The 22,192-nt window shown below is 36.0% G+C and carries 22 protein-coding genes; 14 read left to right on the forward strand and 8 right to left on the reverse strand.

Annotated elements, in window-relative coordinates:
- Nucleotides 1–228: 228 nt before the first annotated feature.
- Nucleotides 229–612: a hypothetical protein gene (locus QUF91_RS09820; protein WP_285396491.1), complete on the forward strand. Its 384-nt coding sequence runs from the start codon at nt 229–231 to the stop codon at nt 610–612.
- Nucleotides 613–928: 316 nt separating this feature from the next.
- The gene (locus QUF91_RS09825; protein WP_289417650.1) at nt 929–1,570 is read left to right on the forward strand and encodes a transposase; all 642 of its coding nucleotides are present in this window, start codon (nt 929–931) and stop codon (nt 1,568–1,570) included.
- Here QUF91_RS09825 and QUF91_RS28110 read toward each other — a convergent pair.
- Together QUF91_RS28110 and QUF91_RS09830 are read right to left on the reverse strand one after the other, a co-directional pair.
- Nucleotides 1,527–1,628 (reverse strand): helix-turn-helix domain-containing protein, encoded by a 102-nt coding sequence (locus tag QUF91_RS28110; protein WP_353957845.1) that lies wholly within the window; start codon nt 1,626–1,628, stop codon nt 1,527–1,529. The genes QUF91_RS09825 and QUF91_RS28110 overlap by 44 nt on opposite strands.
- Before the next feature lie 280 nt (nt 1,629–1,908).
- Nucleotides 1,909–2,667: an SDR family oxidoreductase gene (locus QUF91_RS09830; protein ID WP_289417651.1), complete on the reverse strand. Its 759-nt coding sequence runs from the start codon at nt 2,665–2,667 to the stop codon at nt 1,909–1,911.
- Between the two features lie 190 nt (nt 2,668–2,857).
- Between QUF91_RS09830 and QUF91_RS09835 the strand changes: the two genes are divergently transcribed.
- Nucleotides 2,858–3,430, forward strand: a complete 573-nt coding sequence (locus QUF91_RS09835) for a TetR/AcrR family transcriptional regulator (protein ID WP_289417652.1) — start codon at nt 2,858–2,860, stop codon at nt 3,428–3,430.
- 109 nt (nt 3,431–3,539) lie between these two features.
- Here the strand turns inward: QUF91_RS09835 and QUF91_RS09840 are convergent, their stop codons facing one another.
- Both QUF91_RS09840 and QUF91_RS09845 read right to left on the reverse strand, forming a co-directional pair.
- On the reverse strand, nt 3,540–4,748 hold the full coding sequence (locus tag QUF91_RS09840) for a YhgE/Pip domain-containing protein (RefSeq protein WP_289417653.1): 1,209 nt from the start codon (nt 4,746–4,748) through the stop codon (nt 3,540–3,542).
- A gap of 55 nt (nt 4,749–4,803) precedes the next feature.
- A complete protein-coding gene (locus QUF91_RS09845; RefSeq protein ID WP_483308081.1) occupies nt 4,804–5,403 on the reverse strand; it encodes a TetR/AcrR family transcriptional regulator in 600 nt (199 codons plus the stop codon).
- Nucleotides 5,404–5,647: 244 nt separating this feature from the next.
- Between QUF91_RS09845 and QUF91_RS09850 the strand changes: the two genes are divergently transcribed.
- From QUF91_RS09850 to QUF91_RS09895, 10 genes are all read left to right on the forward strand, one after another.
- A complete protein-coding gene (locus QUF91_RS09850; RefSeq protein ID WP_285396499.1) occupies nt 5,648–5,971 on the forward strand; it encodes a PadR family transcriptional regulator in 324 nt (107 codons plus the stop codon).
- Nucleotides 5,964–6,500, forward strand: a complete 537-nt coding sequence (locus QUF91_RS09855; RefSeq protein ID WP_289417655.1) for a DUF2812 domain-containing protein — start codon at nt 5,964–5,966, stop codon at nt 6,498–6,500. The genes QUF91_RS09850 and QUF91_RS09855 overlap by 8 nt, the downstream gene beginning before the upstream one ends.
- Before the next feature lie 580 nt (nt 6,501–7,080).
- Nucleotides 7,081–7,602, forward strand: a complete 522-nt coding sequence (locus QUF91_RS09860; RefSeq protein WP_285396501.1) for a DUF2812 domain-containing protein — start codon at nt 7,081–7,083, stop codon at nt 7,600–7,602.
- Between the two features lie 12 nt (nt 7,603–7,614).
- Nucleotides 7,615–8,520 (forward strand): ABC transporter ATP-binding protein, encoded by a 906-nt coding sequence (locus QUF91_RS09865; RefSeq protein ID WP_285396503.1) that lies wholly within the window; start codon nt 7,615–7,617, stop codon nt 8,518–8,520.
- Nucleotides 8,498–9,748 carry an ABC transporter permease gene (locus tag QUF91_RS09870; RefSeq protein WP_289417656.1) on the forward strand — a complete coding sequence of 417 codons (1,251 nt, stop codon included), beginning with the start codon at nt 8,498–8,500 and terminating at the stop codon, nt 9,746–9,748. Before QUF91_RS09865 ends, QUF91_RS09870 begins: the two co-directional genes overlap by 23 nt.
- A gap of 282 nt (nt 9,749–10,030) precedes the next feature.
- Complete coding sequence (locus QUF91_RS09875) at nt 10,031–11,206, forward strand: toxic anion resistance protein (protein ID WP_285396505.1); 1,176 nt, start codon at nt 10,031–10,033, stop codon at nt 11,204–11,206.
- Nucleotides 11,207–11,500: 294 nt separating this feature from the next.
- Nucleotides 11,501–12,034 (forward strand): hypothetical protein, encoded by a 534-nt coding sequence (locus QUF91_RS09880; protein WP_285396506.1) that lies wholly within the window; start codon nt 11,501–11,503, stop codon nt 12,032–12,034.
- Between the two features lie 140 nt (nt 12,035–12,174).
- Entirely contained in the window at nt 12,175–13,080 is a 906-nt protein-coding gene (rarD, locus tag QUF91_RS09885; protein WP_285396507.1) for an EamA family transporter RarD, read from the forward strand.
- Nucleotides 13,081–13,483: 403 nt separating this feature from the next.
- Nucleotides 13,484–13,750 carry a hypothetical protein gene (locus QUF91_RS09890; protein ID WP_289417657.1) on the forward strand — a complete coding sequence of 89 codons (267 nt, stop codon included), beginning with the start codon at nt 13,484–13,486 and terminating at the stop codon, nt 13,748–13,750.
- A gap of 689 nt (nt 13,751–14,439) precedes the next feature.
- Nucleotides 14,440–16,344 (forward strand): endonuclease MutS2, encoded by a 1,905-nt coding sequence (locus QUF91_RS09895; RefSeq protein WP_289417658.1) that lies wholly within the window; start codon nt 14,440–14,442, stop codon nt 16,342–16,344.
- A gap of 48 nt (nt 16,345–16,392) precedes the next feature.
- Here QUF91_RS09895 and QUF91_RS09900 read toward each other — a convergent pair whose 3' ends face one another.
- Nucleotides 16,393–17,643 (reverse strand): helix-turn-helix domain-containing protein, encoded by a 1,251-nt coding sequence (locus tag QUF91_RS09900; protein ID WP_289417659.1) that lies wholly within the window; start codon nt 17,641–17,643, stop codon nt 16,393–16,395.
- Nucleotides 17,644–17,787: 144 nt separating this feature from the next.
- Between QUF91_RS09900 and QUF91_RS09905 the strand changes: the two genes are divergently transcribed.
- Nucleotides 17,788–19,074 carry an MFS transporter gene (locus QUF91_RS09905; protein WP_285397596.1) on the forward strand — a complete coding sequence of 429 codons (1,287 nt, stop codon included), beginning with the start codon at nt 17,788–17,790 and terminating at the stop codon, nt 19,072–19,074.
- A 104-nt stretch (nt 19,075–19,178) separates the two neighbouring features.
- On the opposite strand, the gene QUF91_RS09910 is transcribed toward QUF91_RS09905, so the two are convergent.
- The 3 genes from QUF91_RS09910 to QUF91_RS09920 form a co-directional block, all read right to left on the reverse strand.
- Nucleotides 19,179–19,895, reverse strand: a complete 717-nt coding sequence (locus QUF91_RS09910) for a LutC/YkgG family protein (protein ID WP_289417660.1) — start codon at nt 19,893–19,895, stop codon at nt 19,179–19,181.
- Entirely contained in the window at nt 19,895–21,322 is a 1,428-nt protein-coding gene (locus QUF91_RS09915) for a LutB/LldF family L-lactate oxidation iron-sulfur protein (RefSeq protein ID WP_289417661.1), read from the reverse strand. Before QUF91_RS09915 ends, QUF91_RS09910 begins: the two co-directional genes overlap by 1 nt.
- 83 nt (nt 21,323–21,405) lie before the next feature.
- The gene (locus QUF91_RS09920) at nt 21,406–22,119 is read right to left on the reverse strand and encodes a (Fe-S)-binding protein (protein ID WP_285397599.1); all 714 of its coding nucleotides are present in this window, start codon (nt 22,117–22,119) and stop codon (nt 21,406–21,408) included.
- Between the last annotated feature and the right edge of the window lie 73 nt (nt 22,120–22,192).

A 22,192-nucleotide genomic window follows, 5' to 3' on the forward strand; every position in this document is an offset into this window, starting at 1 on the left:
CACTACCACACACTAGAGAGAGAAAGGAAGAACTCCAGATGTATAGTATTCGACATTACAACCATGAACGCATTCATTCATCAATAGGATACAGCACGCCATCTAATTTTGAATGCCAGTACTACTTTAATACGTTAAATCATTAAATTTTGTGTCTGCTATCTTGACAGAGGTCCAAAGATAACAAAAGTAAATAAAACACGGATATTATTAGATTGGAATGATAACATGAATTTAATGGAACTAAGAATACCACAAGGTTTCGCTATTTATTATAATAGGTTTTATGATGTTGAACCGATATCAGACCCCAATGAAGATGATTTCTTAACAAATTGGACATTTTTTACACAAGACCTACTTCAAATAAGTAAAATGGAACTTGAAAAAGGGAGTTGGAATGTACCTAAAGATGAAAATAAAAGGATACATATTGTTTTAGGGTGGTATCCAGATTCAAGAGCGAGCGGCGAGTATGGATTAGCAATCACTAATGGGAAATGGGATACGCTAATGGAAATTAGTTCAAGGGATAGGTTTGAGATAAAACGGACGCTTGAAAAATGGTTAGAAAAGTTGAACGAAGATCAGAATTATTTAAAAAATGGTTGATGTTTAAGGTGACTTAAGCTTTATTTATCTTTAGAGGAAAAAAGGTTGAAGCCATTTAGAAGTAAAAAGGCTCAAAAAGTAGCTGCTTAACTTCAATTTTCAAAAAAACGATGTTTATATTCGGTTGAGCGGATCACTGAGAAAATGATTTATGAAATTGATTCACTTAACAATGATATTAAGACATGTTCTATATCCTTTACAATTGACGGTTCCAACGTAGGTGGTGAACATACGATAAGCAGGCACTTGTGTAAAGGGTAAACATATTGGAGGGCATTTACGCGACGGGCTATAGGACTAAGTCAATGAACAAATGAACTTCTTTCCGGAGGTATCACAAGAAGAAACTCCTATTCCCGAGCCGGAAAAGCCGAAAAAACGCGGACGCAAAAAGAAAGAAGAAAGAGAACAATGGCTTAAGGAACAAGCAGAACTTGAAGCTGCCAAAACGATTTTTGAAAAGACGTTAGATCAATTGGTTGACTACTCCTATGAAGAAATCGAAGCAGAAATTCCTCTTGATCCATCATGGGGTACCAAGAAAAACACGGATAATAAAAAGTTTTTCTGGTACGGCTATAGAGGTCATCTGGCCGTTGATTGTGAAAGCCAATATATTTTGTTAGCCTTGTTTTCTTCAGCCCATGTCAATGATGGAAAAATGTCGATTCCTTTACTTAAAGGCTTGGCAAAACGGCATCCTTATTTGAATATTGAATACGTTTTAGCCGATGCAGGATATGATTTTAAAGCCGTTTATAAACAGATTAAAAGGATTGGAGCGCGACCCCTGATCGATTACAACAGGAAGAATGAGGCTGAAATCGAAGGAAAAGACAAATACTTTCGTCCCGTGTGTAAAGAAGGGCACTCTTATGTGTACGATAGCTTTGATGAAAAATATGAATCGCTCAAATACACTCGACCAAAGGGCCTGACCGTATCAAACGTTTAATAGTTTCTTCGTGTGTACCCAATAAGTCAGCTACTTCTTTTACTTTATATTCTTTCAAGCAATTGCCTCCAAATCGAATGCACGTTTTGAGAATGTACGTTCTATTTTACGGCAACATTTAATTGCTATAAATATTTCCTTTAGTAGGTTAGTTGTGGTAGTTAATGAGTTCATTTAGAGGTCTAACAAACAAAAAAAGTACACCACTATATATAAGTGATGTACTAATTATTTAATATAATGTGTGACATTAAAGACAACCTCTTAATATTACTGTTTTATAATACATTCACTTGTCTTTAATTTTACAGAGTAATTCTGTGCGTGATTATTTATTTTTAGTAAGCTGTCCAACCACCATCAACAGCAATGACTTGGCCGTTGACAAAGCTTGCTTCATCGGAGCCAAGGAAAATAGCTAGCTGAGCGATTTCCTCTGGCTGTCCGGCACGTGGGTTAATGGACATACCTAATGCTTGGCGAGCTGCACCTGTTTGACTCACATTTGTCATGGAAGAGGCAATGTTTGTAATAACAGCCCCTGGTGCAATACCGTTACAGCGAATATTTTTATCGGCATACATAAATGCTGTGTTTTTTGTTAAACCAACGACCGCATGCTTAGAAGCGGTATAGGCAGCCCCAGCACGAGCACCATATAGACCGCCAGCAGAAATATTGTTAACAAAGACACCATGACCTTGAGCAAGGAAAATCTCTGTTGCCATACGCATCGAACGCATAACAGCAGTCGTGTTTACCGCAAATACTTTATCCCAACGTTCATCAGAAATTTCACCAACTGGCTCCATACCATCCATAATGCCAGCATTATTGACTAAAATATCTAATTGACCATAAGCATTTTTTGTCTCATCAAATAAGCGTTGTAAGTCTTCTGTTGATGCGACATTTGTTTGAACTGCGATCGCTGAGCCACCAGCTGCTTTTATACCTTCAACAACAGCTTGTGCACCTTCTAAATTCAAGTCAGAAACTACAACCTTTGCGCCTTCTTTTGCATAACCTTCTGCAATTGCTTTTCCCATACCTGACGCTGCACCTGTTACGATTGCTACTTTACCTTCTAATCTCATCACGAGGACCTCCTATTATTTATGTTTTTCACCGTGTATGAACATTTCACGGATGTATTATGTTAGATATTGAACATGTGTTCATTAAAATCATATAATAATATTGTAAGCGATTTCAATATGCAAAAAACTAAGAACTGTTCAGTAATCAACACATATAAAAAATCTGTTTAGTAAGGGGATGAAAAGTTTGAGTGCGAACGATTTAAGAATTGTTAAAACGAAGCAAGCATTACATAATGCTCTGTTAACTTTATTGAGTGAGAAGCCTTTAGAAAATATTACGATTGCAGAAATTTGTCGGGTAGCAAAGGTGAATAGAGGTACCTTCTACTTGCATTATGAGCAAAAAGAAGGGCTATTTGAAGAATACTTCCAGGAAATTATGGAGGATTTGTATAATTCCTATGAGGAACCATATCGTGCAGTAACAACATTGGATAAGAATCAATTAGATCCAAATACTATTCGTATTTTTCATCATATAGAGCGTTTTAAAATGTTCTATCGCATTGTTTTTTCAAAAAATGTGCCATTGACTTACTATTACATGTTATTTGATGGAATTCATTCGCTAATGAAAAGGGACGTAACCGCTCATTATCAAATGCATGATGAAATATCCATTGATTATTATAGTGCTTATCAAGCAAACGCAATCATTGGCCTAATCATCCAATGGTATCGCCAAGATTTTGAGGATAGCGTTAGTACCTTGAATAAGCAACTTGCGGCTATTTTGCGAATTGGTGAAAAGCAATGAGGAGCAACTTTATTTAATAAGACACTGAATTTGATTAATATAATAGTCGTTCAACAACTTTAGCGATGTACTAACTCGTCATTAGTACATCGCTTTTTTTATCATAATATTATTGAACAGAAGTAGGGATAATTTGCTCGCTTTCACTTTTCCCTTTTGATCTTTTAAAAGCAACGACCATAGTAGAGATGGCTAAAGATACTGCAATAATAATTCCTAACGAGCTACTATTGCTTATTAGATTGTCTGAGCTTCCTCCAAAAATAATTGTGTAATAGCCATCAGCCCCGTAAGTTGCTGGAAGAAGAGAGGCTAGTTTATTGTAAAAATCAGATAGCATTGCTTGTGGAACAAGAACGCCTGATGTAACAAGCTGTATCGAAAGGGCACAAATATTAAAAATCATACCAAGATTACCAAAAACTATGACAAAGGCTTGTGCCAAGCAGAGGAAAGCCCAGAACATTAATGCTTGAAAAAGATAGATTGAGAAAAAGCTTTGTTCACTTGAAATATTAAAAAGATGCATTAAACCGATTGTTAAGAATGGAAGGGTAAGGGCTACACCAATATTAATAATTTGCCGTGCTAGGAACAATTGCCATTTAGAAATTGTATTTTGCAGAAGTTGTGCAGCTTGCTGATGCTGCATAATCATTACCATTGCACCAACAAACGACGAAATAATCACCATTAATGGCACAAAATTCGCAGCAAACTCTTTTACATTATTGGTTTTAATAATAGTAGAATCTATTGCACGATCCTTTACACTCATAATTGTTGAAGCGACGGTTTCGTTAATTTGTTGTGCTGTATTTTGTTCCATTGGGAGCTGTGAGAACTTTTGAGAAAATACCTCAACAGTCTTGCCTTGCTGTAAAGGATAAATATTGTGATTAATTTCCTCTGTTACTTGTTTAGCTACTCCTTCCATCATGTTTTTGGCGATGCTCGCATTTGCTTGATTAATAGAGTAAATAATTTCAGCCTCTTTACCTGCTTGTAATTGACTCGTAAAGTCGTTCGGAATCTGAATAATCATATGGATAGTACGTTGGTTTAATTCCTGTTCAGCTTTATTTAGAGAGGTGAAATTTTTTATTGTAAAGGGCAGTGATGCTTGTATTTCGTTTGCTACCTGTTGCCCCAGCTCAGTATCTTCACTAATTAGTCCGATTTGTAAATTTTCTACTCTGTCATTTACACCATCATACGCGGTCATCCAAACAGAAAAGAAGATTAGTTGAAATGCAACTGTGATGGCAATGCCGATATATGTTTCTCGAATTTTAAATAAAGCTTGTAAACCTTTCATAAATAGACCTCCGATATAAGTAAGTACTTACTTGCATTTAAGGGAAAAATTTTTTCTAGGGAGCTAATCCCCTAGAAAAAATTGAAACGCTCGTTTTTAACAATTCTTCAATTGGCATATCAGACACGAGTGTCTCTAAGCGAGCCCGTGACATGAAATGCCCGAAATTAATAGCAATCAATGATAACGCTGCTGCTTCCATATCAATTTCTCTAATTTTCCCTCTTTCATGCATTTCCTCAAAATAATGAATTAGCTCATTTTTAATATGAAGTGGGATATTTGCAATTTCTTCATTAATTTCAGGGAATTGCATCGCTTCTTTAAAACCAATCATTACAAAGTCCTTAATAGACATTAAAAAGTTAAAATGTTTAATGGAGAGATTTAACAAATCTGTTTCTAAATCCCATGTAATATTTTTATTGAGTTCGTGCTGCAAAAGCGGATAATAGGAAAATTGCTCAATAATGGCTTTCAAAATCCCGCGCTTATTACCAAAATGGCGAAAAATTGTTACTTCATTGACCCCTGCTAATTCAGCGATTGATTTCGTTGTTGCTGCGGTATATCCCTTCTCGCTGACAAGATGTAAAGCTGCTTCAATGATCTTTTCTGCAGTTCCTTTCGTTGACAAAAAAATACTTCCTTTCATGCAAGTAATCACTTACATACTAACATAGAGCAATTCCTTATACAACAAAAATATGAATATGCTAGAAAAAAGACAAGAAAGTCGCTTTGATGGATCAAAACTACAAGGTGCTACACTTAGAGTAAGGAAAGCTCTAGTAACTTATTATGAAAGGATCAACATTGACAACTATATCGTCAGCTGATATATTTTTAATGTATCGTCGGTCGATATATTGTTTGACGATATAAAGGAGGGGAATTGTATGTCGCAGGAGCATCCGCCGTTAACAGAGGGCGTTTATTATATTTTATTAGCTTTATTTGATGCAAGGCACGGTTATGGCATTATGCAATTGGTAGAGGAAATGAGCAATGGCCGAGTTCGACTTGGAGCTGGAACGATTTATGGTGCAATCAAAACATTACTCGAGCGAGGGTGGATTGAGGCACTAGATGAAGATGGACGAAAAAAGGAATACATTATTACAGAGAGTGGAAAAAAAGTTGTGGAATACGAAATTTTGAGATTAAGGGAACTTTTTGACAATGGCATCCGTATAACACAGGAGGATGGAACAAATGCATAAATATCGATTAGTCGTCAACCCGTACGAGATTGAGCAATGGGTCAATGATATGGCTAGCCAAGGCTGGTATTTACAAAAATTCACTTGGTTTCGTTTTACATTCGAACGTGGTGAACCAGGTAGCTATATTTACCGCCATGATGAATTGGAGAGATTTGGTGCCTCATACGAAGAAGAATACTTAGAATTTCTGAAATCCTCGGGAATAGAACAGGTAGACCGTTCTGGCAATTTTGTATTTTTTAGAAAGCCGGCATATGAAGGACCATTTGAACTATACACTGATAAAAAAACAAAAATCAGTAACCTTTCCAAAAAAGTTACAGTACTATTATGGGTGATCTTGCTTAACTTAATGATCGGGATCATTGGGCTCAATGGGGATTTTTCAGAGTACGAAGTAGACTGGTTTGGGTTATCTCTTAATGTAATGAACATCTTTGTAGTTTTAGTATTTTCTATACCATTGTTCAAACTCATTCGATTACGAAAGCATTTAAAAAGAGACTTAGATGTTTTTACAGATTAAAAAGGAGGATAAGTTTTCATATATTTTAACAGGCGTGTTGATAAGGAAAAATAGGTTTATTATTGAGTGATTACAGGATTTTTTTGTCGTTATTTATCTAATATATACCAATTTTAACTGATTGTAGCATAGGTTTACTCGAGTGCACCTGTCGCTTTTCTTTCGACTCAGAGCAAAGCCTCCCACGGAAAAGCGAGACAGAAGAGACCCTGCACGGAGCGAATGTTTTTTATGCGAAAGCGTAATGCTGACGTAGCGGCTCGACGCTCGCCTGCAGTGGAAATCTGAGTCTTCTAATTAATTAGGTTGGCTAAAAGTGGTTTATTAACACACCTGATATTTTAACAATGGCAGCTTTGGTAAATATATTTATGGTTGTAAGGATACTTTAAGAAAAGAAGGAGCTACCATTAAATTTATTTCCTAGGAAATTAGAGAATTTTAAATATTTTTAAAATTCACCATCTTTATGTGAGGTATATTACTTTTTCATCCATTTAACCAACCATGTCGATGAATTTACTGGATATATTTTTAAAAATTTTAAGTTCATTTCTTTTAGAGTAAGTGAGGAGATTACATGAAAAAAAGAGTCTATCGAATTTTTCTAGATTATGAAAAAGAAGAGTCATGGGTCAATGATATGGCAGCTCATGGATGGAATCTTAAGAAAACAATTTTAGGTTACTTTGTATTTGAAAAAGGGGAACCTGGTCAATACATTTATCGCAGTGAATTAGTGAAAGGGAAAACGAAAGATTATTTCGAATTTTTAGAGGCAATGGATATTGAGTGTGTTTCCAAGTTTGCGGGTTGGGCCTATTATCGTAAAAAGGCATCAGAAGGACCATTTGAATTATTTTCGGATAATTCTTCGAAAATTCATTATCTACAAACACTAAACCGTCTCTTTATTCCTCTAGCATTATTCAATCTTTTTATGAGCATTACTAACTTTTCACTCGGATTAACAGTAAACCTCTTAAATTCAGCTATGGGATTTATTAACTTTTTAGTAGCAATGACTATGTGCATACTTATATTGAAAATTGAAAAGCGAAAAAAAGGATTGCAACAGGAATTACATATATTTGAAGGATAGGGAGGACATAAGATGACATTACAATTACAACATGTCACGAAGAAGTATAAAGATTTTACAGCAGTCAATGATCTAAATTTCACCATTGAGAAAGGAGAAATTTTTGGATTGATTGGACAAAACGGTGCTGGTAAAACGACAACGTTCCGTATGATCTTAGATTTACAGGAAACAACAGCCGGCACAATTACATGGGATGGCAAGGCAGTTAATATTATAAACCGTGATGTTCTTGGTTATTTACCAGAGGAACGAGGGATTTTTCCAACGATGAAGGTAGAAGATCAGCTTTACTTTTTTGGCGAGCTACGTGGCATGAAAAAAGCTGAACTGAAAAAAGAAATTGATTTTTGGATTAACCGTTTCGAGCTTGAAGAAAGGCGAAAAGATAAAGCCGAGACATTGTCAAAAGGAAATCAACAAAAAGTACAATTAATAGCAAGCTTTATTCATAAGCCACAATTCTTAATTTTAGATGAGCCGTTTAGTGGTCTTGATCCGGTAAATAAGGATTTACTAAAGGATGCTATTCTATTGTTAAAGGAACAAGGAACTACCATTTTATTCTCTAGTCACCAAATGGATAATGTTGAAGAGCTTTGTGACCATCTTTGTTTATTAAAACGCGGTGTTTCCCTTTTTTCAGGTAGTTTACTAGATTTAAAGAAACAATATGGCAAAATTAAACTGGCGGTTCGTACAGACTGGTCGACAACACAATTGTTGACACTTGAAGGCGTTAAAGATGTTCGAGTAGAAAAAGAGCAAACAGTGCTTACATTAGAAAATGAAAGTTTTGCACAGAGCATTTTTGACCAGCTTTCAAATGGGAAATACATTGAAAAATTCAGCTTAGATTATTTAACACTAGATGAAATTTTTAAAGATAAGGTAGGTGGCAACGTTGTCGAAGTTTAATTTATTGATGAAACAATTATATAAATCAAAAATAAAGTCTAGATCCTTTGTGTTTATGACTTTACTGTACGTGGGCATTATGTCCGTCGCCGTTTTTTGGTCGGATATTAAAGAGCTTTTTACAGGTAATGAAGAGGCGCAGAAAATTGCGATTGTGAATGAAACATCAGCGGATTTTAGTGAGATCTTTGTGTCAAACGAGGACATAAAATATGTTCAGGATGAAACGAATATAAAAGACTTAGAGAAAAAAGTTAAAGATGAGAAACTCGCAGCAATTATTACAATAAGTGATGAAAAGGGTCAATTACATGCTGAAATTGCAACTTTTACTCCTTTAAAATTAAATGATCAATCAACGATTTCTTCATTATTGCAATATGCAGGTAAAAATTATGCAGTTCAGCAGCTAGCGTTATCGCCAGAGCAGGCTGCTCAAATTATGGATGCACAAACAGTTATTTCGAATAAAAATTTAAATGAAAAAACAGTAGGCGGTAAAAGTGAGGAAGAAAAACAATCAGGGTTAGTAGTATCATATGCAGTCGGAATTTTAATCTACTTCTTTATTTCTACTTTCCTATCAATGATTACAACTGAAATTGCTTCAGAAAAAGGTTCTCGAGCGATGGAAATGCTCTTAGTAAGTGTTAAGCCAGCTACCCATTTTAAAGCAAAAATTGCGGGAGTATTACTACTTGCTTTAACACAGATGGGTATTATTGCAGTGGTATTTCTTATCTACGCGAAATTTGTGAAAGATGGAGCTGTTTGGGATATGGCAGCCGGTATTGTAAAAGAACTTTCGGTTGGCTATGTCATATATGCTGTAGTATTCCTACTATTAACAATTATTCTTTACTTAATTATTGGAGCATTATTTGGCTCGTTAGTTTCTAAAGTAGAGGAAGCTGGCCAAGTTTTAATGCCTGCAATTATTATTACAATGATGGGATTCTATGTAATGCTTTCAGGTATGGGCAATCCAGACACGATTTTCATTAAAATATTCTCTTATATACCGTTAACTTCTGGTATGGTTATGCCGATGCGTATTGGTGCAACAGATGTTGGAGTAATGGTACCACTTATATCTTTAGGTATTTTAATAGCAACAATTATTGTGGCATACGTATTTAGTTTATCATTCTACAAACGCAGTGTGCTAACATATAGTACAGGTGGCGTAATCCAAAAAATTAAAACGGTATTAAAAGTTACAACATGATGATAAAAGCAGCTACATGAGGTGGCTGCTTTTTTAAGTGCAAATATGCTAATACTAGAAAACAATGTAAAGTATTTGGCGGATTCAGTCGAATTTTTAAATGAAACAAGCTATAATTTATGAAAAGGGTTGAAGCCATGTTATCTCAAGCAAAGATTGAAGCTTACAGTAACAACTACCAATATTAAAAGACTCTTATTTTGCAATGCTTGAATAAAACGAAACTTTTTCAGCTTTAAATCGTATGTAATAAGAGAGATAAATCGCAGGGGGTAAAACTTTATGTCTGAATTCGACAACGACCTATTTAAATCAAAAGATCCATTCGCATCAGAAAATCCATTGTTACAACCGAATCCATTATTACAGATGGAGCAGGAACAAAAACAAAAACCTGTACTTGTTTCTGAGCAAGAGCTATCACAAATTGCTCAAAATCAACTTGCGTTGAAACAAGATCCCCAGGTTCATGCACTAGCACAAAAAATTGATGTTAAAGACCAAATTGCCATGTTAGAGCTTGGAAAAGAAACAGCAAATGGTATTTCTACTTTTTCAGATAAAATGCTGGCAACGATGAAATCAAGTAAGCTTGAGGAATCAAGTGTATTATTAAACAATTTAAATAAAATTATGGATAAATTTGATCCTCAAGATTTTGCAGAGGATAAAAAAGGTGGCTTCCTTACTAAGTTATTTAGTAAAGGGAAGGAACAATTAGAAAAGTTTCTATCCAAGTATGACAGCATGAATAAGGAAGTTGATGTCATTTTCCGTGAGGTTCAAAAATACGAAGGTGAAATGAAACGTAATACCATTGATCTTGAAAACTTATATGATCAAAACTTAAACTACTTCCAAAGTTTAAGTAAATTTATTGCGGCAATTGAAGTGAAAACAGATGAGGTTCGTTCATCATTACCAGCACTTGAACAAAAAGCACAAACTGGTGATCAATTAGCAGCAATGGAATATGAAACGATGCTACGTGCAGTGGATTTACTAGAACAACGTCGTTATGATTTAGAAATGGCACAGCAAGTTTCATTCCAGTCTGCACCACAAATTCGTTTAATGCAGCAAGGTAATAACCATTTGATTGCTAAAATTAACTCTGCGTTTGTTACGACAATTCCTATATTCAAGCAAGGGCTTATCCATGCAGTAACGTTAAAACGTCAAAAGCTTATTTCTGATTCCATGGTTGAACTCGACCGACGTACAAATGAAATGCTTGTACGAAATGCAGAAAATATTAGTAAAAATAGTGTTAATATCGCGCGTGCTGCTGGTAGCCCAAGTATTAAAATCGAAACAATTGAAACGACATGGCAAACAATTATGTCCGGTATTCAAGAAACGAAGCAAATTCAAGCAGAAACAGCGAGAAATCGTGAGGAAGGCCGTAAACGTATAGAACGCTTGCAGCTGGAATACGAAAAACTGAAAAAAATGTAATCTTGAAGCTTCTTGCATCTCTCTTACGCAAGAAGCTTTTTTTATACAAATTAAGATGGTGGCGATTACCTGACACAAATGTCAAAATCCCTGCCAGAGTGATAATTTTCTGGAAGCTTCACATGATGTTTAACCCCAACATTGGAATAGAAGCTTATTTATTTTGACAAAATAACAATTACTCATTATGATAAGTTGAATTACAATGATTATCAGAAATGAAGGAAGAGAAAAGATGTTAAACAAAGCAGTACCATCACACGAACTATTTAGTAATGGAGTGAGGAAAAGACTATGAAGAAAATGAATCCAACTACGTTATCGTGTGAACACTTGAAGGATGGAACGCTTGCCATTAATATGACAGAAAATCTTATGCTAGTATCGCAAAGTCGCTATCAGGAATTAATGCATATAGAAGAACTTTACAATACTATGCATACAGATATAGATAAAAAGCATCATTTTTTGGAGCAGGAGCGAAAAATTTTAAAGAAACAAAATATGCAGCTTGTGGAAGATATGCAAAAAGTGAAGCAGCAAAATGCAGTTTTGCAAAAGAAATTAACGGAATATAATTGCGTTGTCAATGAGCTGAAGGAGCTTCGTCAACAAAATACAGAACTATTAATTGAACTAAGTAAACATACAGCTTTGTCCAAGGAATCACTGTCAGGTCCACTCAAATCAATGATACGGGATATGCGAGAACAGGGCGTAGGTATTAAAGAAATTCATATTCGTATTAAACGTCAAATTAATCCAGATATCAGTTATAGTATGGTGCGTAAATATATTTCAGAGCTAGAATCTGAAAATAAAGAGTAACGACAATGTCGACATTATTCAAATTCGGCATTTACAGTTTCCAAGCAAAGTCCTATAATTAGTCTATTCTTTAAGATGTTAATTGTTAAATTTATGCTAAGTCATAATTGATACAAATAAGAGTAGGAGAGTTAGAGGCAATGTCAAACGAGAAAAAAGGGATTTTATCGGCATTTTTAGCCTATGCATTTTGGGGTGCATTTCCTCTTTATTGGAAATTACTTGAGCATGTGCCGAGTATGGAAATTTTATTATCGCGCGTCATTTGGTCCTTTGTCTTTACGGTAATAGCAGTAATAGTATTTGGAATGCGCAAGGATCTTCTCGCAGATCTAAAATATTTGTGGTCACACCAAAAGCATTTCTGGCAGCTTGCTGGAGCTTCATTTGTTATTTCAATGAACTGGTATTTATATATTTGGGCAGTTACCCATAACCACTTAATAGAGACGAGTTTAGGCTATTATATTAATCCTTTACTATCAGTTATTTTTGGGGTTATTTTCTTTAAGGAAACGCTTAGTCGAGTACAATGGGTTGCTACTGGAATTGCCTTTATTGCTGTAATTATTTTGACGGTTAACTATGGTTCAATCCCATGGGTAGCATTGCTAATTGCCTTATCTTTTGCCATTTATGGTGTACTAAAAAAGAAAATTTCACTTGATGCTACAAGGGGTCTAGCCATTGAAACGTTATTTATTTTACCGTTTGCAGTAGGTTATTATGTTTACCTCTTTACAACGAATCAAGCCTCATTCTTACATGTCGATGTCAAAACAGACATTCTCATGATCGTCAGTGGTTTAGTAACAGCAGTGCCGTTAATTTTATTTGCGAAAGGCGCACAAAATATTCCGCTCTATTTATTAGGCTTTATTCAATATGTCTCACCGACAATTGTGTTAATTTTAGGTATCGTGCTTTATAAAGAACCGTTCAGTCAAGTAGAGCTATTGGCATTCAGCATTATTTGGGCAGCCTTACTACTGTTCTCAGGCTCGAAAATCATTGAAACGAGAAGGGCCCATCATAAATCTGTCTAAAAGAGGCTGGGACATAACTGGTCAAAACCTTAAAAGCGCGAGAAATCAATTATAGAAACGTTGATTTCTCGCGTTTTTGATGTTAAATTTTTAAATTTTGCGTAAAAAAATAGCTTATGTCATAAGCGACGTAAATTATCAGTGCGGTCAGAGAGTGTTGCATGAAGGAGATGTCGATATTTTTCAAAAGTTGGTTGATAAATTAAAATAGTTGGTTGATAAATCGATAAAGTTGGTCGATAAACAATCAAAAGTTCTCGACAAATCTCAAAATTGCAGCTCATTAAAGATTTTTGTCGCTATTTTCGCTAATATATTGGTTCATAACCAAAAGTTGTGGGTGACATTTTTTAAAATATATGTCCTGTATATAAGTTGATCTTCGTTCCGGCTGGGCGACTCCTTGGGGATTAGCGTCACAGATGAGACCCTGGAGCGAGCAACGCGAGTGAAGCGGCTCATCGGACGCCCCCAGGAAGCTCTGCTCTGCGCTGCGCGAAAGCGAAGCTTCAGCGGCAAATGTTTTATCTGTGCGAAAGCAAAGCGACAGCAACAAATGTTATCTGTAGCGAAAGCAAAGCGTCAGCTACAAATGTTTTATCTGTGCGAAAGCGAAGCGGCAGCAACAAAGCGCCCAGTCGGAACGGAAATCAACCACACGTTTTGGTGAAGAGCTAATATATTTCCATTTTTTACTGATTGTAGCCCGTAGCGAAAATCAGCCTCTTCGAATGTATAAAAATGGTTAATCAACACACATGTTATTGTAAGACAAAAATAAGCAACTTTACTTTTCTGCCAGCATATAGTAATATGATGGCAATCAATTAGATAACAATGATTATACATTATATAAATGAGAGGTGCTTTTTGTGAGTGCGGTAGGTTCTAAATAGGAACAACTAAATGAAATAAATTTAATGACGACAGGGGATTTATGTCATAAAGTTACCCTTAATTTTGTCGTGGATTTATTTCGAACCTATGAAGATACCTACAATACTTTATAAAGCGTGTAATGATCTGAATGTACTTCATTTTGATGAGGTCTTTTTCATGATGCTTCTTTACACATGCCTTGTACTGTAAAAAGCTGTGGTATTCCCACAGCTTTTTTGTTTTTTAATTGACTATAAAGGTTCTACACTATTTGTTTGAGATGTCCTCCAATTTAAGGTGGAAGAGAATTCCCCAGTACTCCTGCCGAAAAACAGGCTTTGCAATCAGTTGGCGGAAAGGGAGGGTCAGTTGCCAAAACCTCAACATTTGAAGTAGAACCAATATAAAATCATTGCTATCTAAATGAGTAGGTATCTTCATGAATGATTATGAAAAAATCATAGTGAGGAGAAATCAACAATGAATCAAACTACTCTAGAGAAATTACAATACAATGAATTGAAGGATATCGTAAAATCTTACTGTGTCAGCGGTTTAGGTAAACAGTTATTAGATAAATTAACGCCTAGTTCAAGTTTGACGGTTGTTAAAAACCGTTTAAATGAAACGACTGAGGCACGAGCAATTTTAGATGCGGAAGGCCATGTACCATTTTTAGGGGTATCGAATATTGACAGCACCATTAAAAAGCTTGAAAAGGGAATCATATTAGACCCAAGTGAGTTAGTTAGCATCTCAGACTTTTTACGCGGCTGTAGAAAAATTAAAAAATTTATGCTGGAAAAGGAATTTTTTGCGCCAGTACTTGCATCTTATGCAAATTCGATGGCTGAATTTAAAAGTGTGGAAGAGGAGATTAATTTTGCAATTAAAGCAAATCGTGTTGATTCGGCTGCTAGCAGAGAATTAAAGCGTATCCGAAATCATATCGAAACAACAGAGGAAAAAATTAAAGAACGCTTAACTAAATTTTTAAATAGTAGTGCAAATAAAACATACATCCAGGAATTCTTTATAAGTAAAAAGGATGATCGCTACACGATACCCATTAAGGCTACCTATAAAAATCATGTGCAAGGGACTGTAGTAGAGGTTTCATCTAAAGGTGCAACGGTCTTTATGGAACCAAGTGCAGTCGCTAAATTAAATGTGGAATTGGCCATTTTGAAGGCAGAGGAAGCGGTGGAGGAATATCAGATTTTGGCGACATTATCAGGGCTCCTGATGGAAAATATTCGTGAAATCAACATCAACATGGAGTTAATTAGCCAATATGATATGGTGTTTGCTAAAGCTAAGTTTAGCAAGTATATTGGAGGCGTAGAGCCGAGCTTAAATGATTGTGGCTATATTAAGCTCGTCAATTGTAAGCATCCACTGTTAACTAGTGGAGTAGTGCCACTTCATTTTGAAATTGGCAAAGACTATCGCAGTTTAATTATTACAGGGCCCAATGCTGGTGGAAAAACAGTTGTATTAAAAACCATTGGCTTGTTAACATTAGCTACCATGTCGGGCTTTCATATTGTTGCAGATAAAGGAACTGAAATAGCCATATTTAATAATATTTTTGTCGACATTGGTGATAATCAAAGTATTGAAAATGCACTGAGTACGTTTTCATCTCACATAAAAAATCTTTCAGACATTATGAGAGCATCCAATAATAATACGCTTTTACTATTTGATGAAATAGGTAGTGGTACTGAACCAAATGAAGGTGCTGCATTAGCCATTTCCATTTTGGAGGAGTTCTATCATATGGGCTGTATAACAGTGGCGACTACTCATTATGGAGAAATTAAGCGTTTCTCTGAAATGCATAGTGATTTTATGAATGCGGCTATGCGTTTTAATAGTGAAACATTGGAACCGTTATATAAATTAGTTATCGGAACGTCTGGAGAAAGTAATGCGCTATGGATTTCCAAAAAGATGAATATACGCGAAACAGTTTTGCAAAGAGCGCAAGATTATTTGGCCAATAAGGAATATCAGCTGGAACGTGTTAAGGATAATCAAATCAGGAAGCCTAAGGTTGAAAAAGAGGATATCAAAGTTAAATATGATTTTCAGAAGGGAGATCGTGTGAAGCTTTTAGATCATGATGACGTTGGAATCGTCTTTAAAGAAATGGATAATTTCTATAATGTTGTCGTGTTTTATGAGAGCGAATTTATGGATGTAAATATCAAGCGACTGACTTTGGAGCTACCGGCAACAGAATTATACCCCGAAGGATATGATTTAGAGACATTGTTTGTGGACTATAAAGAACGAAAGCTTCAGCATGATATAGAGCGTGGATCAAAAAAAGCACTGCGTAAAATTCAGAAAGAAATTAGAAAAGATAATTTGAGCTAGAAGAAAAGGGATTGCACATATATCTTAAGTGTGCAATCCCATTAATAATTATTGAACCGAATTTATTTGTGCTTTAATTGAATAATAAGTTTCCTCAATTTTTTGTTTATAAGGAAGGTCGATTAAATCGTGTGAATCCATATAGGCCATCTTGGCAATTTCATAGGCTGTTGTCAATTCACCGAAATGTGCATAGCAAAGAGCTTTGTAAGAAAAGCATTCATTGAAGCCTAATATGTCAAATGGATGCAGGATGAATGAAGGAATGTTTGTAAATTGTTCAAATGCTGTCTTAGCTTCTTCATATCGACCTAGCAAATATAAGGATTTTCCTTTTTCACAGTAATATAAGTTCTTATCAAATTTAATGGAGCCCATTTCCATGAGTGGACGAAAACGCTCTATTTCCTTTAGTGCCCTTTCATAATCATGAGTGTAATTGTTATAATAATGTGCTTTTAAAGTGAAAATAAATGCATCTACATCTACTTGTTCGGCAAAAACTCGATACTGCTCAAGCTTCTTTATCATTTGCTCTGCTTGCTCGAAATCATTGTCAACCATGGCACAAAACGCTGCAATACGGTACAAATCATCGATATAATAGTAAAATTGATTTTTATGTGCATTGACAATGGTATCTTTAACGAGTTGTTTACCTGCTTCATGTTCTCCGATTGCTAATTGAATAATGCTAATATAATAAGCCATTTTCCCAGTATCTCGTGAATCTAATTGATAATTTTCTTGCTCAGCCTCTTTTTTAGCCTGTAAAATACAGGAATAAGCCATTTTATAGTTTCGACCTTCCGTGAATATGGCCAACTGTAATATATAAGTTTCAAACCAATGGCTCAGTAAATTAATTTCTTTAAACATGAAGCGTGCTTGTTGGAGAGGGGACTCCCATGTCGTTAATCTCATTTGATATTGTGCTGCTGCATATATATACAATAAACGACCTGCTTCATAGCTAAGTGGGAGCTCTTCTTCATACGGCTTAATCATCTCTATGACTTGCTGCAGCTTCTCTGTATCACCAAGTTGTATTTCTGCATATAAAATTTCCACCTGCTCTAAAAGTTGACGAATTGTAGAGGGTGCTACTTCTTCAAGTAATTCACTTGCTTTTACCCCTAAACGCTCCGCGATATATTCAAGACTTTCCATCGAGGGCTTGGCCTTATCATTTTCAATTTGACTTAACATACCTTTTGTTAGACGATCACCGGCAAGTGCCTCTAATGTTAATTTTCGTTCTTTCCTTAATTTGCGAATTCGTGTGCCTAAAGAGTCCACTGCCTCGCCTCCTTTTTTTATTAATAAGTATATTCATGTTTAATTATATTAAACTTTTACTTGCGTGAAAAGTGGGAAGTGTGTTATATTTTGTTTAATAAAATTAAACTTTTTAATTTAGTTAAAAAAATGGAGGTGTTTTGGATGACTGAAGCAGAAAAATATAAAAAGGCAACGTATCATTTATGGACATTTACAGCTAGTAAAATGATTTCGATGCTTGGGGCAAATGTGCTGGCCTTTGGGTTCAGTTTGTATATTTTAGCAATGACGGGATCAGCAATGAGCTTTGCAACCAATATGATATGTTCTGTTTTACCACGAGCACTACTAGCACCAGTGGCAGGTTATGTGGCAGATAATTATTCGAAAAAGCGCACGATTCTTAGTGCACAGGCTGGTACAATTTTGACAGTAGGGGGCTTACTTCTTTATACAGAAACAGTTGGAATGTCAGTTTATGCTATTTATGTGACAACAATATTCAATACGATATGCTCTGCATTTTCAGGTGTAACGTTTTCATCTTCCATTGCTACATTAGTCAATCCAGAGCGTTTACAAAAAGCAATGTCATTCAATCAGTTGTCTACGTCAGTGGCTGCGATTGGTGGGCCAGTAATTGGGGGAATGATGTACGGATTTTTCTCATTGGACGTCTTTTTAATGATCAATATGGTAGCCTATGCGAGTGCTTTTACTTTAGAATCGACAATGAATTTTAACCTTTATAGTACAAGAGGGCAAGATGTGGAAAAGGAAAAAATATGGGCAGGGCTTACTAATGGTTTTCGTTATATTAAGCAACAAAAAGTCGTTAAAACTGTTATGTGGGTTTCTTTATGGATTAATTTGTTTTTCTCCGCCATCGTTGTAGGAGGAACGTATATTATTATTGAATTACTAAAAGTAAAATCAACTCATTTTGGTTTTATTGAGGCATCAGGAGCAGTTGGGATGCTTGTTGCCTCCCTCTATTTTGCTACACGATCAGAGGTTAAGGCGCCACTACGTTTCTCTAAAATCAGCTTATTGCTGTTGGCTAGTAGCTTGGGGCTCGCTGTCGTTCCGTTAGTTACAGATTTTTCTTATTTAGGAATTGTTAGTTTTTACATTGTGATTTATTTTATTTTTGCTATTTTTGAAATGGGAATTAACATGCCAATTGGAGTTTATATGCAGAGGCTAATATCAGAAGAATATCGTGGACGTGTCTTTGGACTGATGGAAACAATGGCAATGTCTATGATGCCGATTGGTATGATGGTTTACGGTATCTTGTACGATACATTCCCAGCAACGGTTATTTTACTTGTTACTAGTGCTATTATCATAACGATATCGCTAGTGATGCTGCGAACATCTGTCTTAAAGGAAGCACATCCAGAGTTTTATACGAACGGAACTCTGACAGAGCGAACGGCAGGATAAAATCATTTCATATCATCGAAGTTGAGGGTTTTAACCTATCAAGATAGTCACAAAAATAAAACAGGTATGCAAAAATGAACGGCATGCCTGTTTTATTTTTTATTTTACTGATCCTCAATCACAATATAAGTTGCTTTAATTGGCCCATGTACACCAATGACTGGAATCATTTCGATATCTGCCGAGTTACTTGGACCTGTAATAAAGTTGATGCAGGAGGCAATTTGTTCTCCATTTCTTATTTTTTCACTAATTAAGCGAGCGGCTTGGGTCATTCGTGGAACAATTGTACTTTTCGGAATCAAAATAATAGAGTTTTCTGGTAAAAAGCTGACGGATCTACCTTTATCCTTGCTACTAAACAGTACAGCAGTTCCTGATTCTGCTAATGTTATTTCACTAATCGTGATACCAATGTTTGCTTTTTCAGCCTGGCGGATATTTTCCTCTGGTTGTTCAGAGTCCCATTCATACAGTTGAATATTCATTTGTGGCCACTGCTTAGTCATTAAGGATGATAGTCCATAGCTTTGAAAACGCTCGTCCTTCCACGTTATAACAGAATGGCCCCCGTAATTTTCAACTACTTTTTGTAATTCATCTGAAAGATTAGTTGTATTTGTTATGACGATTTCTGTCTCAATGTTTTTGCATTGATCAATTAAAACCTTTACTAATTCATCTTTAGTTGCACCTTTTAGGACTCGATCCTGTGGTTGATATTGCCACGTTGGTCGTGTAAGTTCTGTTTTGGGGGTATGCCCAAGCTGTTGCGCAATTTTTGATAAAAATGCATCTCTTTTTTCAATGATACCTGTCATTATTCCTCGCCTCCTTTTTCACGGTGTTTAAACCAGTCACGGAAACTATCTTTATTTGGAGCAGGAAAATCTCTTGCTTCCGTCCATGCTTTTAGTGGACCTGGGCCATTTGAAATTTTATGGTCTTTAGTAAATGGAGACATTGCTGGTGATGCCATTTTAGTCGCCATTTTATATAAGGTAGGGGAGGAAGCACCTAAACCAAAGGCCTTCATTAATAACTTTTCCGATATAGGAGCTTTTCCTTCGTTTTCAACAATTACTTGGCGATGTCTAAGAATAAGCTGATGTAACGGAATTTTGACAGGACAAGCATCAGTACAAGCTCCACATAATGTGGAAGCATACGGAAGCTCCTTAAAATCATCATAGCCCCCTAATAATGGTGAAAGAACGATACCTACTGGACCTGAATAAATAGAGCCGTACGTATGTCCACCAACATGACGATAAACAGGACAGACGTTGATACAGGCTGCGCAGCGAATACATTGTAAAATGGGCTGAAATTCACTGCCTAAAATGTCCGAGCGTCCATTATCAACGATTACTAAATGGAATTCCTCAGGTCCATCAGTGTCACCTTCATCTTTGATCCCTGTTAATGTTGTAATATAGCTTGTTAGCTTTTGCCCGACAGCGCTTCTTGTTAATAAACTTACTAGCACTTCCATCTCTTCGAAAGAGGGAACGATTCTTTCCATTCCCATTACGGTAATTTGTGTTTTAGGCAAAGCTGTTACTAAATCTGCGTTCCCTTCATTTGTAACGAGTGTAATCGAGCCGCTTTCTGCAATAGCAAAGTTACAGCCTGTAATGCCAATATCTGCTGTTAAATATTCATTCCTTAATTTTTCACGTACATAAAGGGCTAGTTCCTCAGGCTTTTCTGTTTTCTCATAGCCTTGCTTTTCTTTAAAAACGTCTCGAATCTGCTCCTTATTTTTATGCAAAGCTGGAACAACGATGTGAGAAGGTGGTTCGTGATCGTCTACTTGCAAAATGTATTCACCAAGATCTGTTTCAATGACTTCACACCCTAGTTGTTCTAAAGCGGCGTTTAAATTAATCTCCTCCGTGACCATGGATTTCGATTTCACAATTTTAGTAGCATTTTTCTTTTTTGCGATACTTTGAATATAGTCTGTTGCTTCTTTCGCAGTTTGCGCAAAGTAAACATGTCCACCTCTTTTAGAGACATTTTCACTCAGCTGATATAAGTAATAATCTAAATTGGCAAGCACATGCTGTCGGATTTCCTCACCGTGTAATCTCCATTCTTCCCAATGTCCTAGCTCATCAGCTTGTTTTAGTCTACGTGTTTGAAAGCGTTCCTGTGCGCTTGACACTGCTCCACGCATAAAGGTATTTTCTAATTCTTTCGTTAATCGATGTTTAAAGTCTTCATCACTTGTTTTCATTGACATTTCTTTTATCCCCCTTAGCTTCTTTCAGCGAGTATCCAAGCACAAAGCCGATTCTGAACGCAATTATGTCGAGGCATAATTGATCAGCTGTTTAATACTTCCGCAATATGCATGACTCTAATAGGCTTTCCTTGTCGATTAATTCGACCACCAATATTGATTAAGCAGCCAGCGTCAGCACCGATTAGAATGTCTGCCCCTGTTTCTTCAACATCATGTACTTTTTCATTGACCATTGCTCCTGAGATATCGCCCATTTTTACCGAAAATGTTCCACCAAATCCACAGCATCGTTCTTTCCCTGGGAGTTCTACATACTGTAATCCTTTAACATGATTTAATAGTTTAAACGGTGCTTCCGTAACACCAAGCAGGCGTGTCATATGACAGGAAGTATGATAAGTAGCTTTACCCTCTAAACGTGCACCTACATCCTCGACCTTTAATACATTAACAATAAATTCTGTAAACTCGTATGTTTTATCTGCTAATGCTTGCGCTTTCGGCCCCCAAACAGGATCTTCCTTAAACACTTCTGGATATTCCTTAAACATAAAAGCACAGGAACCAGAAGGGGAGACGACATATTCGGCATGTTCAAATGCTGTGATCATTTTTTTCATGGCATTTTTAGATTCTTTAACATAGCCACTATTGTAGGCAGGCTGTCCACAGCAAATTTGATTTTCTGGAAAGTCAAGGTCACAGCCGAGTCTTTCAAGAACTTCGACAACAGCTTTTCCTACATCACCTTGAAACATATCAACTAAACAAGTTGCAAATAGTGTTACTTTCATGATAATCGCTCCTTTTGTCTTTATTTCCCCTCAAAACAACTAATCAACAGGTCATCTGATGACTTAGTGAGTA

Source organism: Lysinibacillus sp. G4S2 (assembly GCF_030348505.1).
In the GTDB taxonomy this organism is placed as follows: domain Bacteria; phylum Bacillota; class Bacilli; order Bacillales_A; family Planococcaceae; genus Lysinibacillus.